Origin of the sequence: Rhizobium sp. ARZ01 (assembly GCF_014851675.1) — a bacterium.
GTDB lineage: Bacteria > Pseudomonadota > Alphaproteobacteria > Rhizobiales > Rhizobiaceae > Mycoplana.
The window spans coordinates 1,871,973-1,888,858 of the sequence record NZ_JACVAE010000001.1 but is presented as its reverse complement, the minus strand read 5'-3'; the positions used below and the strand labels follow the sequence as shown (position 1 = coordinate 1,888,858).

Here is a 16,886-nt window from a genome sequence, read left to right as displayed (position 1 = left end):
TTCTGGGCAACCACGACAGATCGGCCCCAGCAGCAGCTGCGAGGTGCAAGTGCAGCTCAGGACGGTCGGTGAAAAACGGCCACGCGAGCAGCCATCGAGTTGTCGACTGGCGTCTCGACGTTTGTAGGCCATGCACTTACGACTGGTGGCACGTGCCGCTCGTCTTCGCTTGCCGGCAAGGCGAGCAAACCCTGACCGCGTTCCGCCGAAAATCAATAACATCGTAGGGATGGCGGGGGGCGATGCGCTCGCCGTTTGGCCGGCCCGAAAGGCTGGCTCAACCGTTGCGGAAAAATTCACAACGGTTCTGAAAGAGGTTGCCGACGAGATGCGGGCAACATTGCTGTCTGCGATGGACAAAAACTAGCTTGGTACATTGCGTTCAGATCCCGCAGAGCGACGAACCCGCATTCCTTCTCTTCGAGCCTTGCAGCTGTGTCAGCAGCTCCTCATCAAAGATATGTGCGCATTTTTGCAGCATTATGATGCGGAAATGCTAATTTTCAGATCGGATTCGGGGTTTTTCGCGTTAATCTGGTTTGCTTGCTTGTCTTTGATGCCGCTTGTGGCTGGATCGCTGCACTTTCGTCAGCAGTCATGCAGGGGAGATGATGGGTTTGAACCAACCACATCGCATGAATGGAACCACGAATGACTGATCCACGGCCAGAATCGACGGCTCCCGGCGGGCTGCTGATCGACTGGATTGACCAGGACGGGCGCGTCGCAGCGATCAACGATCGCGAGGCAAGAGAATTGGGCGTCGATGCCCAACAGATTGTCGGACAGGCACTGGAACGCATCTATGGCAGCAATTCTGCCCAGCTGATCAAGTCTGTGGCGAGGGGCGAGCGACTAGCAGATCCGAGCTTTCCGGTATGGATGAACTCGGCCGCCTATGATGAAGTGCCCATGGTGGCGACGGCCTACCAGGATGGAGCGCGGGGACTCGCCGTGGTGAAACAAGTGCTTTCACCCGCTACCCTCGGTATCGGTCCGGAATTGAACGAACGCGTCGAGATCCTCTCGCAGATGATCGGAGCGGCAACGGAAGCCTGCTGGTGCATCGAGTTTCTCGAGCCGGTAGACATTTCATTGGCGGAAGAAGAGATCGTCGATCGGATCTTCACCAACCAGTCCCGTTGGCGTGCCTGCAACGAGGCGATGGCGCGCCTCTACAACGTGCCGGAAGGGCTCGATTTCAACACCCAGCCGGTTTCGCGCTACTTCCCGGACACCGCGGTAAACCGGGCGATGGTGCGCGACCTCGTGCGCTCCAACTACCGGCTCGATCATGCCGCAGCGGTCGACCAGCGACATGACGGCAGCGAGATGCTGGTCGAGAACGACTTCCGCGCCGCCATCAAGGACGGCTTCCTCATCCGTCTGTGGGGAACAACGCGCGATATCGGCCCGCACAAGCTGCGCGAGCAGCAGCTCTTCGACCGCGCCACTGCGATGCTCGACATCCTGAGCGCCGCCCCGGATCCGATCCTCGTCATCGCCGAGGACGGACTCTTGCTGGCCGCCAATCCGGCCGCCGAGACGGCCTGGGGCCGGGCGGCCGACCAGACACTTGGGAGGCCGATCCAGGATTTTGTCGAGACCCGCAACGCATTGTCAAAGCTACGGCACGCGTCACTAGAGGACGAGGACGGCGAAAGCGAGTGCGACCTGACGATGATCGCCGCAGACAATGGCCGCGACATCTGGCGCTTTCGCGTGGCGGGCATCGAAGGCGAGATGCGGCGCTACGTGCTGACGGCACGGCGCAAATCACGGCGCAGGGTCCGGGCGCTCCTGAGCGAGGTGGCGTCATGAAGTTCTACGGCAACGATATCACCACGCTCGCGCATCGGCGTCTCCGGCCGGGCTTCATCGACGATCCGCAATTCGTCAGCTTCCTCGAAGCGCTGCCCGACGGGGCGGCGCTGCTGGAGACTGACGGCACCATCAAGCTGGTTAACAGCAAGCTCGAATTGCTCCTCAACGTCGCCCGGGGCGATCTCGTCGGCTCGGATCTCGGCAAGCAGGCAAGGACGGCGGGACCGGTCCTGCAGAAGCTTGCGACAGCGCTCCAGCAGTTGAAGCGCACCGAGCTGGCGGGGACGCTCAACTCGCAGCGCAACGTCGTTGGCAGCCTCAGCGTACTCAGAACCGCCGACGGCGGAGCCTATGGCGCGCTTCTGATCATGCGCGAGCCCAGCCGTCATGCCCGCGGCGCGGAGGGATTGGAGAAATTCCGTTTCCAGACGGAAGGCGTCTCGACGACTAACAACGCATTCGCGCAAACGCCGGGCTTGCAGGCCTTGGTCAACCTCGGCTCCATGGCGCTGGAGCGCGGAAGCGCGGTACTTCTCACCGGCGAAAGCGGAACGGGCAAGACCGAATTTGCAAAGCGTGTCAGCAAGGCGGGCGAGCCGGGAGCGCCGCCGTTCGTCCATGTCAATTGCGGCATGCTGACGGATGCCCAGTTCGATGCCGAAATGTTTGGGATCGAGCCCGGTTCGAACCTGGACACCTCCACCCGCGGTAAGCTCGGATATGTCGAGGCGGCCGACGGCGGTATCCTCTTCCTCGACCAGGTGACGGATCTTTCGCCGACCTCGCAAATGAAGCTCGTCGCGTTTCTGGAAGCGCAGACCTTCAGCCGGCTCGGTTCGGCGCAAAGGCGGCAGGTGCGCATCCAGCTGATAACCTCGACCAATCGCATGCTTCAGCACCTCGTGGCGGATGGGCGGTTCCGCGACGATCTCTATTACCGCATCGCTGTCGTGCCCGTGGCACTGCCGCCGCTACGCAGCCAACCCGATCTCATCCGCGCGGTGACCGAGCGACAGCTCCAGAGGATCAATCTGGGGCGCAAGCCGACACTTCACCTTTCGAACGGCTTCTGGCAGCGGCTGCTGGACTACGCCTACCCCGGCAATATCAGGGAACTCCGCAATATTCTTGAGCATGCGGCCGCAAGCGCTGACGATATGGCGCTGCCGGACCACTTCGTCGCGCCCACCGCACCGGTATCGGCGGCGCCCGCCTTTCGGGCTGAAGCCGCCGGTATTGAGGCGTCGTCGCCGGCAAATTTCAGGGAACTGGTCCAGGAATTCGAAACCTGGATCCTGGAAAAATCCATCGCCGAGAATGGAAGCAAACGAAGCGCTGCCAAGGCGCTCGGCATCGATATCGCAACGCTTGTCCGCAAGACCAAACGGAAACGATGAACAATCAAAGCCAAAGGGGAACTACGACAATGCACAAATTGAAGAAATTCGCGATCGGCGCTTTGGCCACTGTTGCCATGCTGCCCCAGACGATGGCGGCCTCGGCCGGCGAGCTCAACATCCTGACCTGGGAAGGCTACGCGGCCGACGGTTTCATTCCGAAATTCGAGCAGGCATCCGGGTGCAAGGTCAGCGCATCCTATGTCGGCTCCAACGACGACTTCGCCGCCAAGCTTGCAGCCGGCGGTGGTGTCTATGACATCATCACGCCGTCGCTCGATACCGTGCCAATGATGCGGCTCGCCGGCTTTGTCGCGCCGATCGACACGGCGAAGGTCGAGGGTTTCGACGGCATCTATCCCGAATTCTCCAAGCATGGCGACGTGGCCGCCGACGGCGAGACCTGGGCGGCGCCGCTGATCTGGGGCTCGGTGTCGTTGATCTATCGTCCTGACAAGTTCGCGACGAAGCCGGATTCCATCGCTGTCCTTTTCGATCCGGCCAACAAGGGCAAAGTCTCGCTCTGGGACGACAAGTCGGCGCTCTTCTGGACCGCCCGCTATCTCGGCTATGACAATGTCTTCGACCTGACGGACGAACAGCTCGAAGCGGTCAAGGCCAAACTGATCGAGCAAAAGCCGCTCATCCGCAAATACTGGGCCTCGGCCGGCGAACTGACCGAACTGATGGCCAATCAGGAGGTCTACGTCTCGAACGCCTGGACCGGCCTCACCAGCAAGGACGTCAACAACCTGAAGAAGGGCTTCGAGGTCGTCGAGTTCACGCCGAAGGAAAAGGCGGAGGGTTGGATGGACTCGATGATGCTGGTCAAGGACACGCCGAACGAGGACTGCGCCTACAAATTCATGTCCTTCATGCAATCGGCGGACGGACAGTGCGGCCTTGCCGAATCCACGGGTTACTTCCCCGTCAATCCGAAGGCTGTCGCCGGCTGCATGAGCGACGAGATGAAGAAGGACCGGCAGGTCGACAACATCGAGTTCGTCAAGAGCCTCGTCATGTGGCAGCAGCCGAAGCGTCTCGACAAGTATCTCGAGACCTGGAACGCGGTCAAGGCTGCGCCCTAATCCTATCTTTCGGAAGCGCCTCGATGGGAGGGGCGCTTCCCCAGGAACACAATGACCACGCAATAACAAAGAATACGTGGGGAACGCATGACATCCAATCCGATTGTGGCGCTTTCGGGCGTCATGAAGAGCTATGGCGCCTTTACGGCGCTGCACGCCACTGACCTCACAATCGGCGAGGGCGAATTCGTCACCCTGCTCGGTCCGTCCGGCTGCGGAAAAACGACGACGTTGCGGCTGATCGGCGGCTTCGAGCACGCGAGTTCTGGCCGTGTCGAGATCGCTGGCAAGGACGTGACCGAGAGCCCACCGTATCGGCGGCCCGTCAACACCGTGTTCCAGGACTATGCGCTCTTTCCCCACATGAGCGTCGCCGAGAACATCGGTTACGGCCTTTCGGTGAAATCCAACAACGTGCCTGCCGGCGAACGCAAGAGGCGCGTGGGCGAGGCGCTGGAAATGGTCGGTCTCGGCGGCATGGCCAACCGCCGGCCCGGCGAGCTTTCCGGGGGGCAGCGCCAGCGCGTCGCGATGGCGCGTGCCATCGTCCGGCGGCCGCGCGTCCTGCTTCTCGACGAACCGCTTTCAGCGCTCGACGTGAAGCTGCGGGAAGGCATGCAGGTGGAACTGAAACGCCTTCACCGGGAGCTGGGCATCACCTTCCTGATGGTGACGCACGACCAGACCGAGGCGCTCGGCCTCTCCGACCGGATCGTCGTCATGAACCAGGGCCGGATCGCGCAGATCGGCACGCCCGCGCAACTCTACGACAACCCCGCCACGCCGTATGTTGCCGACTTCATCGGGGCGACAAACCTGTTCGAGGCCACGGTCGAAGACCGCGAGGGTGAATTCACCATCTTCCGGCTCGCCAATGGCCACCTCATCCGCAGCCGGCGTCCGCTCCCCGATGCCGCCCTTTCCGCCGGGCGGCGCGTCACAGTGGGCATCCGGCCGGAACGCTTCCAGACGGTCGCATTCGACGGGGCGAACAGGCTGGATTGCGCGGTCCTGGAACGCCTCTTCCATGGCGATCGCCTGCGGGTGGAGCTTGCGGCCGACGGGATCGGTAAACCGCTCTTTGCCGAGCTTTCGCGAGTGGCCGTTCCGGGATCTGGCGTCATTGCCTCCGGCGAGCGGCTGGCATTGCATGTCGACCCGATTGATGTCCTTGCCTTTGCCGATGGAGACCGTCGATGATGTTCCTGAGCCGCAGGACATTTGCCGGCTTCGCCGCCCTGTTCTCGATGCCGCTCGTCTGGGTGCTGCTGCTGATGATCGTGCCCTACGCGATCATGGTGTCCGTCAGCTTCTGGACCCGGCAGTTCCCGCTCTTTTACCCGGACTTCCAGTTCGGCAACTATGCCCAGCTGTTCAGCGATCCGCAGTATACGACGGTTATCTTGAGGACACTGAAGATCGCCGCGATGGTAACGGCCGGCGCGCTGCTGCTCGGCTATCCGCTTGCCTATTTCCTCGTCTTCACGGTCAAGTCGCAGAGCCTGCGCAACCTGCTCTACATGTCGGTGATCGTGCCGCTCTGGGTGTCCTATCTGCTGCGCGCCTATACTTGGAAAATCATCCTCGGCACGGACGGGGCGCTGAACTCGCTGCTCGTCTCGACCGGCATCGTCAGCGCGCCGCTCGACTTCTTCCTCTACAACCAGACCGCCATGGTGATCACGCTGGTCTATATCTTCGTCCCCTTCATGGTCATGCCGCTCTTTGCCGTGCTGGACAACATTCCCCGCCGGCTGATCGAGGCCTCCGAAGACCTCGGCGTCGGCCCGTTCATGACGTTCTGGAAGGTGATCTTCCCGCTGTCGCTCGGCGGCGTCATCGCGGGCTCGACCATGACGTTCTGCCTCTCCTTCGGCGACTTCGTCGCACCGGTTCTCGTCGGTGGGCCTGATGGCACAATGGTGGCGAACCTGTTGCAGACGCAGTTCGGCGCGGCGCTGAACTGGCCGCTCGGCTCGGCGCTGGCCACACTGGTGCTCGCGCTGGTGTTGATCCTCCTGCAACTGTCCAGCCGGCTCGACCGCGCCGGCCGCGTCGATCTGAACTGAGGAGAAGGCCATGCAAGCCTTGAGATGGTGGCAGAGAGGGCTGGTCGGTGTCAGCCTTGCCGTGCTTGCCTTTCTTTATATCCCGATCGTCATCCTGGCGGTCTTCTCGTTCAACGACAGCAAGGTGACCTCCTTCCCGCTCGCCGGCTTCACGTTCCGCTGGTACGAGGCCTTCCTTTCCAACGAACAGATGCTCCGGGCGCTTGCCAACAGCCTGATCGTCGCGCTTTTCGCCACTGCGCTCAGCGTCGTCGTCGGGGTGACCGCAGCACTGGCGCTCGATCGCTACGAGTTCCCCGGCAAGCGGCTGTTCCAGAACGTCATCCTGCTGCCGCTCAGCCTGCCAGGCATCGTCACCGGTATCGCGATGCTGAACTTCTATAAGCAGATCGGCATTCCGCAGAGCCTGACGGCGGTGGTCATCGGCCATGCGACAGCGCTGCTCGGCGTCGTCGTTTCGCAGGTTATGGCGCGCCTTGCCAAGCTGAATCGCCGCCAGCTCGAGGCATCGGCCGATCTCGGCGCGACGCCGTTAGAAACCTTCCGCCGCGTTATCCTGCCCGGCATCCGCAGTTCGATCCTGGGCTCGGCACTCCTGTGCTTCACCCTGTCCTTCGACGAGATTCCGGTCACCTATTTCCTGACAGGCCGCGAGGTGACGCTGCCGATCTACATCTACTCGACGCTCCGGCGCGGGATCACGCCGGAGATCAATGCCATCGGCACGGTGATTGTCGCCGTGTCCTTCGTCCTCATCATCCTGTCGGTCACGCTCTTGCGCGACCGCGAGCAATAATCGACCAAAAAGGGAGAACAGCATGGATACCCAGACCTACACGCGCGATTTCTGGCACACCAAGGCCGGGTCGCTGAAGTATCGCGTCAACCACTTCATCGACGGCGCCTATGTGCCATCCGCCGACGGCCGGACCTTCCCGACCATCAACCCGGCCACGGGCCAGACGATCGCCGAAGTCGCCCGCGGAAGCGAGGTCGAAGTCAACCGCGCCGTCGCCGTCGCCCGCAAGACCTTCAAGTCGGGCGCCTGGTCGCGCATGGATCCGCGCGCCCGCATGGCGGTGCTCGAAAAGTTCTCGGCGTTGGTCGAGGCCAACGCGGAAGAGTTCGCCATCCTCGACAGCCTCGACATGGGCAAGCCGGTGATGGACATGATGAACATCGACATCCCGGGCTCCGTCACCTCGCTGAAATTCTTCGCCGAGACGATCGACAAGATCGAGGGCGCCGTCACCAACACGGCCGCCAACGCGCTGCACTACATCCTGCGCCAGCCGCTCGGCGTCGTCGGCATCATCGTGCCGTGGAACTACCCGCTGATGATGGCCGCCTGGAAGCTCGGCCCGGCGCTCGCCACGGGCAACTCTGTCGTCCTGAAGCCCGCCGAACAGTCGCCGCTGTCGGCCGGCCTCCTGGCCGAACTCTTCATCGAGGCCGGCGGACCGGCCGGCGTGCTCAACGCCGTCCATGGCCTCGGTGAAGAAGTCGGCAAGGCGCTAGCGCTCCATAACGACGTCGACAAGATCGGCTTCACTGGCTCGACCGAGGTCGGCAAGCTGCTGATGATCTATGCCGGCCAGTCGAACATGAAGCGGGTGACGACCGAATGCGGCGGCAAGACCCCGCAGATCGTCCTCGGCGACTATGACGACCTCGACACGGCCGTCACCTATGCCGTCAACGGCATCTACGGCAACCAGGGCGAAGTCTGCAACGCCGGCTCGCGCATCCTCGTCGAGAAAAGCATCCACGACGACTTCGTCGAGCGTTTCGCGGCGCGGACGAAGGAGAATTTCACGCTTGGCGATCCGCTCGATCCGTCGACGACTATTGGGCCGCTCGTAACCGCCTCGCACCAGCAGCGCGTGCTGAGCTACATCGACATTGGCCGCAAGGAAGGCGCATCGCTGAAGTTCGGCGGCGGTACGCTCGCCTCCGCGCCGGCCGGCGCCTATGTCGAGCCGACGCTGTTTACCGGCGTCAACAATTCGATGCAGATCGCCCGCGAGGAAATCTTCGGACCAGTCGCGACGATCATCCCGGTCAACGGCGTGGACGATGCGATCGAGATCGCCAACGACTCGATCTATGGCCTCGCCGCCTCCATCTGGACGCGCGACGTCTCGAAGGCGCATCGCTTCGCCCGCGACGTCGAGGCCGGCGTGGTCTGGGTCAACTGCTTCGACCACGGCGACATGACCTCGATCTGGGGCGGCTTCAAGCAGACTGGTAACGGTCGCGACAAGTGCCTCGAAGCTCTGACGCAATACACGCAGACGAAATCTGTTTGGGTGAACCTCGGCTAATTTGACATGGGAACGGCGGTGCCGGGGCTTCCGGCACCGCTGAACACGGCGGGCGTGGTTGATTTGGGTACCTAACGCAGTGGGGAGCAGCCTCGACTCGCCGCGCCAACCAAGGAGTGTCGTCAGTTTCGGTGCGACACCCTTGCTGGAAATCCGCAGACGTCGATGATGTTGGTTGCGCAACCTCATTCCGCAAAACGGTCGTGCGAGCCATCAACAATCTGCGGGTCTTGTCAGCTCGCCAAAGAGACCTCAACCTCGTTGGCGCACGCTGTTGATTATGGCCTGCGCCAGTGTTTCGGCGGCGCGGGAGGGTTTGGTGCGTGGATAGGCGATGTGGAACATGTCCTCGAAGGTCATGCGGTTCGGGGCGAGCAGCCTCAGGCGGCCGTCGCGCACCCATTCATCGGCATAGTGATCGGGCAGGAAGCCGATATAGGCGCCGGAGAGAAGCAGCAGCAGCGTCCCTTCCATATGCGGCGTCGCTGCCGCCCAATTGAACTTCACGCCGCAGATCGTTTCGTTCAGCATATAGGTGCGGCCGGCGAAGGATTGCGCCTCCAGGAGTTCGACGGTTAGGGCCGCGTCGGGCATGTCGAACAGTGTATGCCCCGCAGCGCAATAGAGTTTCTGCACTTCGGAAAAGGCCGGCTGTGTACGGAAATGCGGGGTCGCGCCGCCGACTGACGGCATGAGCACGATCTGGTAGGTACCGTTGAGCAGGCCCTGATGCAGAACCTGCGGCGCGGCGACGTCGATCTCGAGATGTACGCGTGGCGCCTGCCGGTGGAAGACGCTCAGCGCCCCTTGAAGGTCCAGATTCCGATTGGTGATCATGGCATCCACCGTCCCGAAACTGAGGCTGCCGGAAAGCTCGCCTTGTGCCTCGCCGATGCGGCTTTGGAACCGCTCCAGCGAACCAAACAGTTCCAGCGTTGCTTCGTAGACGAGCCGTCCCTCATCCGAAAGCTGGAAGCCGCTGCGCCCTCGGCTGCAGAGGCGCAGACCCAGGCGTTCTTCCAGATGGCGCATATGGGTGGAGATCGTTGCTTGCGTCATGCCCAACGCCGATTGCGCGGCGGAAAAGCCGCCATGCTGCACGACCGAGGCGAAGACGCGCAGGAGCCGCAGCTCAGCATCGCCGAGCGACAGGTTCAATATGCGGTGGCGAACCTTGTTGATCATGCATTGATAAATGCACAACTAAACATCCAATCATAGATACTTTTAAGCGTATTTGCGTTTCGTCACACTCCCCTTCACCTTTGGAGGAGGGTACATGACCAGCAATTCCTATGATTCCGGACGTTTGAACCTGCCGTTCGTCGGCATTTGCACCTTCGGCAAATATCCCTACCAGCCGGACTGGGATGCGATCGACGCCGACGTGGCCATCCTCGGTGCCCCCTTCGACTGCGGCACGCAATGGCGGGCCGGCACCCGCTTCGGGCCGCGCTCGATCCGCGAGGCCTCTACCCTGTTCTCCTTTGGCCACGGCGGCGCCTACGACCACGAGGACGATGTCACCTATCTGCCGAGCGGCGACGTTTCCATCGTCGATATCGGCGATGCCGACATCGTCCATACCGACACGATGAAAAGCCACGCCAATATCGAATTCGGCGTGCGCAAGATCCTCGCGGCAGGCGCGTTGCCGGTGGTGCTGGGCGGCGACCATTCCGTCAACATCCCCTGCGTCAATGCCTTTGCCGACGACTGTGCCAAGAACGGCCCGATCCATATCGTGCAGATCGACGCCCATCTCGATTTCGTCGACGAGCGCCACGGCGTGCGCTACGGCCATGGCAATCCGATGCGCCGCGCCGCCGAAAAACCTTATGTCAGCGGCTTGTCGCAATTCGGCATCCGCAACGTCTCGTCGACCGCCAGGGAAGGCTACGAGGACGCCCGCAGGATGGGCTCCGACATCCTTTCGGTGCGCCAGATCCGGGCGCTCGGCACGGAGGCGGTGGTCGAGCGCGTGCCGGCCGGGGCCCGCTATTACGTCACCATCGACATCGACGGCTTCGACCCGTCGATCGCGCCGGGTACCGGCACGCCGTCGCATGGCGGCTTCATCTACTACGAGGTGCTGGAAATCCTCGCCGCGCTCGTCAAGCGCGGTACGGTGGTTGGCATCGACCTCGTCGAGGTGGCGCCGGACTACGACCACACCGGCGGCACGTCCATCCTTGCCGCACAGGTGCTGATGAACCTCATCGGCCGCGTCATGCACGCCAGGAAGGGCTGAGCCATGGGGCGCATCCGTTACGATTTTTCCGGCCATCATGTACTGGTCACCGGCGCAAGCCGCGGTATCGGCCGGGCGGTTGCGGAAGGATTTGCCGCCGCCGGAGGCGAGGTGACGATCCTTTCCTCCGGCCCAGGCATCCACGCGGCGGCGCGCGAGATGTCGGAGCGCTTTGGGCGGACAGTCGCGGCGCTCGAATGCGACGTCACCGACAGCGCTGCAGTGAAGGCGGCGCTCGCGCCGCTCGGCCGTATCGACGTGCTCGTCAACAACGCAGGGCTGGAGCGCATCACGCCGCTGCTTTCCGAGGACGAGGCGGTCGAGGAAACCTTCCGCCGCATCACCGACATCAACACCAACGGCACCTTCTACGTCACCCGACATGCCGTGCCGCATATGGCCGAGGGCGGGCGCATCGTCGTCACCGCGTCGATCTGGAGCCGGGTCGCGGTGCCGGAATTTGCCGCCTACATAGCCTCCAAGCACGCCAATCTCGGTTTCACCCGCGTGATGGCGAAGGAACTGGGACCGAAGGGCATCCGCGTCAACGCCGTCTGCCCTGGCTGGGTGCGCACTGAGGCGGCGATGCTGTCGCTGAAGAACATGTCGTTGCGCACCGGCCGCAGCGAGGCGGACCTCTTGGCCGAGATCGTCGGCGCGCAGGTGCTGCCCGGCCTCCTGGAGCCGGAGGATCTTGCCGCCCCCTATCTCTTCCTCGCCTCCGACGGAGCGAAGGACATGACGGGCCAGGCGTTGATGCTCGATCGCGGCGAGGTGATGGCATGAGCCGGCGCGTTCTCATCACTGGCGCCTATCGCGGAATCGGCGCCGCCTGCGCTTTGGCTTTTGCGCCGACGGGTGCGCGCATTGCGCTGGCCGACATCCGCAAGCCGGACGAAACGGCCGAGGCGGCCGCAAGGGCAGGGGCGTTGGAAACGCTGGCGCTTGCCTGTGATGTTTCCGACGAAGGTGCCGTCGCCGCCGTCGGCGAGGCGGTGCGCGAAAACTTCGGTGGGCTGGACATCGTCGTGCATTGCGCCGGCGTCATTCACGAGGCGCCGCTGCTCGAAACCCCGGTTGCCGATTTCGATTGGGTCATCGCCATCAACCTGCGCGGCAGTTTCCTCGTCGGCAAGATGGCGCTGGGGCTGATGGAGGGCACGGCGGAGGCGCCGGCGCGGCTGATCCTGATCGCCTCCGACATGGCCTATTACGGCCGCGAGACCTTTTCGCCCTATGTCGCCTCCAAGCACGGCGTGCTGGGGCTGGTGCGCTCCTGGGCGAAGGAATTCGCGCCGCGCGTGCTGGTCAACGCCATCTGCCCCGGTCCGATCGACACCGAGATGCTGGGCGCAGCGAACATGAGCGCCGAGTGGCGGGCAAAGGAACTCGCCATCCCGCTCGGCCGCTTCGGCAGGCCGGAAGAGATCGGCGAACTGGCGCTGTTCCTTGCCAGTCCCGGCGGGCGCTACTTCACCGGCCAGGGTGTCAGCAGCAACGGCGGGAGCGTCATGCCATGATTAAGAACCCCATTCCCTGGCCGAATGGTGCCAAATGCGCCGCCTGCATCACCTTCGACATGGATGCCGACAGTCTGATCCATATCGCCCATCCCGAGGACGGCCACAGCCGCGTCTCGGCGATCTCCATGCTGCAATACGGGCCGAAGGTGGCGATCCCGCGCATCGTCGAGAGCTATCGCCAACTCGGCATCAAGCAGACCTTCTTCGTGCCGGCCTGGTGCATCGAGCGCTATCCGCAGGCGATCGAAGCGATCCTTGAAGGCGGGCACGAGCTTGCCCATCACGGCTTCCTGCATGAACACCCACGTGAACTCTCCGACGAGGACGAGGCCTATTGGCTCGATCGCGGCATCGAGGTGATCGTCAAGGCGAGCGGCAGGAAACCGCGCGGCTGGCGCGCGCCGCTCTACAATTTCTCCCATCGCTCGGCCGATCTCCTCGTCTCGCGTGGCTTTGACTACGACGCCTCGCTGATGGGCGACGACATTCCCTATCTGCTGGAATGCGACGCCGGCAGCCTCGTCGAACTGCCCTCGCACTGGGGCCTCGACGACTGGCCGCAATATGTCCAGTCGATGGACCTCGACTACATGATGCCGATCCGCGCGCCGGAACAGGGTTTTGCCGCCTTCGCGCAGGAGTTCGAGGCCGCCTATCGCCACGGCGCGCTGTGGGTTCCGGTGGTGCATCCCTTCGCCACAGGGCGGCTGGCGCGCTGGGAGGTAGTGCACCGCTTCCTCGAACAGGTTCTGTCGCGCGGCGACGTCTGGTTCGCGCCGATGGAAGAAATCGCCGCCCATGTGCGGCGCGTCACCGACAACGGGGACTGGTCGCCGAGGATCGACCGGCTGCCCTTCTATACCGAGCCCGTGCGGGTTCGGTGACGGCCGGAGGCGGGTGCGCCCGCCTTCGAAGATCGGCGGCTGATGGAGCCGCATTTGCTTCGCGGAAAGACGTCATAAGGCGCGGCGCGAAAAGGGGAGCGACCATGGAAAACAACGATATAGCATGGCAGGACGAACTGACGCGGCGTGCCCGCATCTACGAAGACATTGAAGCCGGTAGTCGTTTCGAAGGCGTGTTGACTGCGCTCGACTACATGGGCATGGCCGTGCTGACGCTTGCCCTCGTCATCACCTTCTGGATCTGGGGGGCCTGAGATGACCGATCATGTCGCCCATGGCGGTCTTCCGGCCGCCGAAATCGAACGCGAAAGTGCCGCCCGTCATCGCGCCGCCGCTGAACGCGGCGATGCGCCGCTCCTGCCCTCCGAGAGGCTTTGGGGTTTCTGGGAATTCACCTATGCCAATTCGGCGCTCGCCATCGCCACGTGGGCCTTCTTGATCGGCGGCGCGGTCGGCCTGTTCGTCGGGCCGAAAGAAGGCATTGCCGCCATCATCATCGGCAACATCATTGGCGTCGTGCTGACGGCGCTCGCCACCACCTGCATGTCGGGGCGCTACGGCATCGAGCAGTTCATCGGGCTGCGCAGCCAGTTCGGCTACAACGGCAGCCGTGTCGTCTATGTGCTGGCAGTCGTTCTCCTCACAATGGGCTGGCTTGCGGTGCTTGCCATGATGTTCGGCCGCTCGATCGACGGGCTGATGGCGCTCAGCGCCGGCGAGGCGGCCAACCCGACCGGCGTCAAGATGATCATCGCGGCTGTCGGCGCCATCCTGCTGACTTGGTTCATCGTCGCCAAGGGGCCGACCTCGATCAAGTTCTTCAACATGGTCGTGTCGCCGGCCCTGGTGATCCTGATGGTGGTGATGCTCTATCTCATCCTCAGCCAGCGGTCCTTCAGCGAGCTTCTGATGCTGCCGGCGCTCGATCCACCTTTCGAGGACAAGACGTTGAACTTCATCGTCGCGGTCGAGGTCAATCTTGCCGCGGGCTTCTCTTGGTGGCCCTATATCGGCAATCTGGCGCGCCTCACGAAAAACGAGCGCACCGCCTTCTGGCCGAACATCCTCGGCATCTTCGGCGCGGCAGCGCTGGGCGAGATCGTCGGACTTCTGGCGGCCGTGGCCCTGGGCGAAAGCGATCCGACCATCTGGATGACCAAGATCGCCGGCCCGATCATCGGCATCGTCGCGCTGCTCTTCGTCGCCTTCGCCAACATGACCTCGATGGCGAACATCCTCTACACCTCCATCGTCGGCCTCCGGCAGGTCGGAACGGAGTCCGTGCGCCGCGTTCCGTGGGGCACGCTGCTCTTCCTGTTCTGCCTCATCCCGCTTGGCCTCGTAGTCTTCTATCCGCAGATGTATGACGGGTTCTTCATCTTCCTCGTCTGGACCTCGGCGCTCAATTCCGCGCTCGCCGGCATCGGCATCGTCGACTACTTCTTCCTGCGCGGCCAGAAGCTCGACATGCGCAGCCTGCACGGACCGCAGGAAAACGGCCCCTACCGCTTCTGGGCCGGCTTCAATCCGATCGGGCTCTTCGCACTTGCCGTTGGCTGCATCGTCTATGTGGTCATCTTCAATCCTCAGACGCTCGCAAGCCTCCCGGCCTTCAAATACCTGACCGCCTCCATCCCCGCATGCCTTGCGGCGGGTGTGGTCCACTACGTCCTGACCCGGTTGTTCGCCCGCGGGCGCGGCTGGGGCCTCTATCCGTAACCAACGGGACATACCGTCATGACCAACACCTACGACTACATCATCATCGGCGCCGGATCGGCCGGCTGCGTGCTCGCCAATCGCCTTTCGGAAGATCCGGCCACGAAGGTCCTGGTGCTGGAATATGGCGGCAGCGACAAGTCGATCTTCATCCAGATGCCGACGGCGCTGTCCATTCCGATGAACGGCACCAAGTACAACTGGAAATACATGACGCTGCCGGAGCCCGGCCTCAACGGCCGGCAGGTCCACTGCCCGCGTGGAAAAGTCATCGGCGGCTCCTCCTCGATCAACGGGCTCGTCTACATGCGCGGCCATGCCCGTGATTTCGACGAGTGGGAGGAACTGGGCGCGCGCGGGTGGCGCTATGCCAATTGCCTGCCCTATTTCCAGCGCGCCGAAAACTGGCAGGACGGAGGCGACGCCTATCGCGGCGCCTCCGGTCCGCTCGCCACCAATGCCGGCAACAAGATGAAGAACCCGCTCTACCGGGCTTTTGTCGATGCCGGGCGCGAGGCGGGCTATATCACCACCGACGACCCGAACGGCCATATGCAGGAAGGCTTCGGTCCGATGCACATGACCGTGAAGGACGGCGTGCGCTGGTCGACGGCGAATGCCTATCTGAAGCCGGCGATGAGCCGGCCGAACCTTACCGTCGTCACCCATGCGATGACGCGGCGCGTGCTGCTGGAGGGCAAGCGCGCCGTCGGCGTCGAATACGAACTGGGCGGCGAGCGCATCGTAGCGAAGGCGAGCCGTGAAGTGCTGATTGCCTCCGGCCCGATCGGCTCGCCGCATCTCCTGCAACGCTCCGGCATCGGTCCGGCGGCGGTGCTGCAGCAAGCGGGCGTCGAGGTGCTGCACGACCTGCCGGGCGTTGGCGAAAATCTGCAGGACCATTCCGAGGTCTATATCCAATATGCCTGCAAGGAGCCGATCACGCTGAACGGCAAGATGGGGCTCTTCAGCCGCGCCCTGATCGGCGCGGAATGGCTGCTGTTCAAGAAAGGGCTGTCGGTCTCCAATCATTTCGAGAGCGGTGGTTTCATCCGCTCGGATTCGTCACTCGAATGGCCTGACATCCAGTTCCACTTCCTGCCCGCCGCCATGCGCTACGACGGCAAGAAGCCGCTCGACGGCCACGGCTTCATGGTACTGACCGGACCAAACAAGCCGAAGAGCCGCGGCTATGTGCGTCTGCGCTCGCCGGAGGCGCACGAGCAGCCGGACATTCTGTTCAACTATCTCGATCGCGAGGAGGACCGCGAAGGTTTCCGCCGCTGCCTGCGGCTGACCCGCGAGATTATCGCTCAGCCGGCCTTCGACCGGTTCCGCGGCGAGGAGATCGCGCCGGGCCGCGATGTGCGCAGCAATGACGAGATCGACGCCTGGGTGCGCGAGACCATGGAAAGCACCTATCATCCCTGCGGCTCCTGCCGCATGGGCGAGGATGCCATGGCCGTGGTCAACAGCGAGTTGAAGGTACGTGGCCTCGAAGGGCTCCGGGTCATCGACAGTTCCGTCTTCCCTGCCGAACCGAATGCCAATCTCAACGCGCCGACGATCATGCTGGCCGAGCGCGCCTCCGACATCGTGCGCGGCAAGCCGCTGCTCGCCGCCTCCAATGCGGAGGTTGGCGTCGCCCCCGGCGTCGGCGTCACACAGCGCAGCGGCACGCCGGTGCGCTCCGTACCGTTCTGAGGGGCGGGGGATGTTGCGGGGCATTGGTTACGTCATTGCGCGCCGGGATCACGACGATCCGGAGGAGCCGTGTGATTGGGCG

General features: G+C 63.2%; 15 protein-coding genes. 14 read left to right on the top strand and 1 reads right to left on the bottom strand.

Annotated features, from left to right (window positions below; genetic code table 11):
* The first annotated feature begins 651 nt into the window (after positions 1-651).
* From IB238_RS09015 to IB238_RS08985, 7 genes are all read left to right on the top strand, one after another.
* Positions 652-1,821, top strand: a complete 1,170-nt coding sequence (locus IB238_RS09015) for a PAS domain-containing protein (protein WP_192245462.1) — start codon at positions 652-654, stop codon at positions 1,819-1,821.
* The gene (locus IB238_RS09010) at positions 1,818-3,221 is read left to right on the top strand and encodes a sigma 54-interacting transcriptional regulator (protein ID WP_192245460.1); all 1,404 of its coding nucleotides are present in this window, start codon (positions 1,818-1,820) and stop codon (positions 3,219-3,221) included. Before IB238_RS09015 ends, IB238_RS09010 begins: the two co-directional genes overlap by 4 nt.
* 29 nt (positions 3,222-3,250) lie before the next feature.
* On the top strand, positions 3,251-4,309 hold the full coding sequence (locus tag IB238_RS09005) for an ABC transporter substrate-binding protein (RefSeq protein WP_246723513.1): 1,059 nt from the start codon (positions 3,251-3,253) through the stop codon (positions 4,307-4,309).
* An 87-nt stretch (positions 4,310-4,396) separates the two neighbouring features.
* Positions 4,397-5,509: an ABC transporter ATP-binding protein gene (locus IB238_RS09000; RefSeq protein ID WP_192245458.1), complete on the top strand. Its 1,113-nt coding sequence runs from the start codon at positions 4,397-4,399 to the stop codon at positions 5,507-5,509.
* Positions 5,506-6,378: an ABC transporter permease gene (locus IB238_RS08995; RefSeq protein WP_192245456.1), complete on the top strand. Its 873-nt coding sequence runs from the start codon at positions 5,506-5,508 to the stop codon at positions 6,376-6,378. Before IB238_RS09000 ends, IB238_RS08995 begins: the two co-directional genes overlap by 4 nt.
* Before the next feature lie 10 nt (positions 6,379-6,388).
* A complete protein-coding gene (locus IB238_RS08990) occupies positions 6,389-7,174 on the top strand; it encodes an ABC transporter permease (protein WP_192245454.1) in 786 nt (261 codons plus the stop codon).
* A gap of 22 nt (positions 7,175-7,196) precedes the next feature.
* Positions 7,197-8,702: an aldehyde dehydrogenase gene (locus IB238_RS08985; protein ID WP_192245452.1), complete on the top strand. Its 1,506-nt coding sequence runs from the start codon at positions 7,197-7,199 to the stop codon at positions 8,700-8,702.
* A gap of 252 nt (positions 8,703-8,954) precedes the next feature.
* Here IB238_RS08985 and IB238_RS08980 read toward each other — a convergent pair whose 3' ends face one another.
* The gene (locus IB238_RS08980) at positions 8,955-9,905 is read right to left on the bottom strand and encodes a LysR family transcriptional regulator (protein ID WP_246723512.1); all 951 of its coding nucleotides are present in this window, start codon (positions 9,903-9,905) and stop codon (positions 8,955-8,957) included.
* A 76-nt stretch (positions 9,906-9,981) separates the two neighbouring features.
* Between IB238_RS08980 and speB the strand changes: the two genes are divergently transcribed.
* The 7 genes from speB to betA all read left to right on the top strand — a co-directional run bounded on the left by speB (position 9,982) and on the right by betA (position 16,804).
* A complete protein-coding gene (gene speB, locus IB238_RS08975; protein WP_192245450.1) occupies positions 9,982-10,953 on the top strand; it encodes an agmatinase in 972 nt (323 codons plus the stop codon).
* A gap of 3 nt (positions 10,954-10,956) precedes the next feature.
* Positions 10,957-11,739, top strand: a complete 783-nt coding sequence (locus tag IB238_RS08970; RefSeq protein ID WP_192245448.1) for an SDR family oxidoreductase — start codon at positions 10,957-10,959, stop codon at positions 11,737-11,739.
* On the top strand, positions 11,736-12,473 hold the full coding sequence (locus tag IB238_RS08965; protein ID WP_192245446.1) for an SDR family oxidoreductase: 738 nt from the start codon (positions 11,736-11,738) through the stop codon (positions 12,471-12,473). Before IB238_RS08970 ends, IB238_RS08965 begins: the two co-directional genes overlap by 4 nt.
* Positions 12,470-13,360 carry a polysaccharide deacetylase gene (locus IB238_RS08960; protein WP_192245444.1) on the top strand — a complete coding sequence of 297 codons (891 nt, stop codon included), beginning with the start codon at positions 12,470-12,472 and terminating at the stop codon, positions 13,358-13,360. Before IB238_RS08965 ends, IB238_RS08960 begins: the two co-directional genes overlap by 4 nt.
* Positions 13,361-13,464: 104 nt before the next feature.
* On the top strand, positions 13,465-13,635 hold the full coding sequence (locus IB238_RS08955; protein ID WP_192245442.1) for a hypothetical protein: 171 nt from the start codon (positions 13,465-13,467) through the stop codon (positions 13,633-13,635).
* 1 nt (position 13,636) lies between these two features.
* Positions 13,637-15,100 (top strand): cytosine permease, encoded by a 1,464-nt coding sequence (locus IB238_RS08950; RefSeq protein WP_192245440.1) that lies wholly within the window; start codon positions 13,637-13,639, stop codon positions 15,098-15,100.
* An 18-nt stretch (positions 15,101-15,118) separates the two neighbouring features.
* Complete coding sequence (gene betA, locus IB238_RS08945) at positions 15,119-16,804, top strand: choline dehydrogenase (RefSeq protein ID WP_192245438.1); 1,686 nt, start codon at positions 15,119-15,121, stop codon at positions 16,802-16,804.
* Positions 16,805-16,886 lie beyond the last annotated feature (82 nt).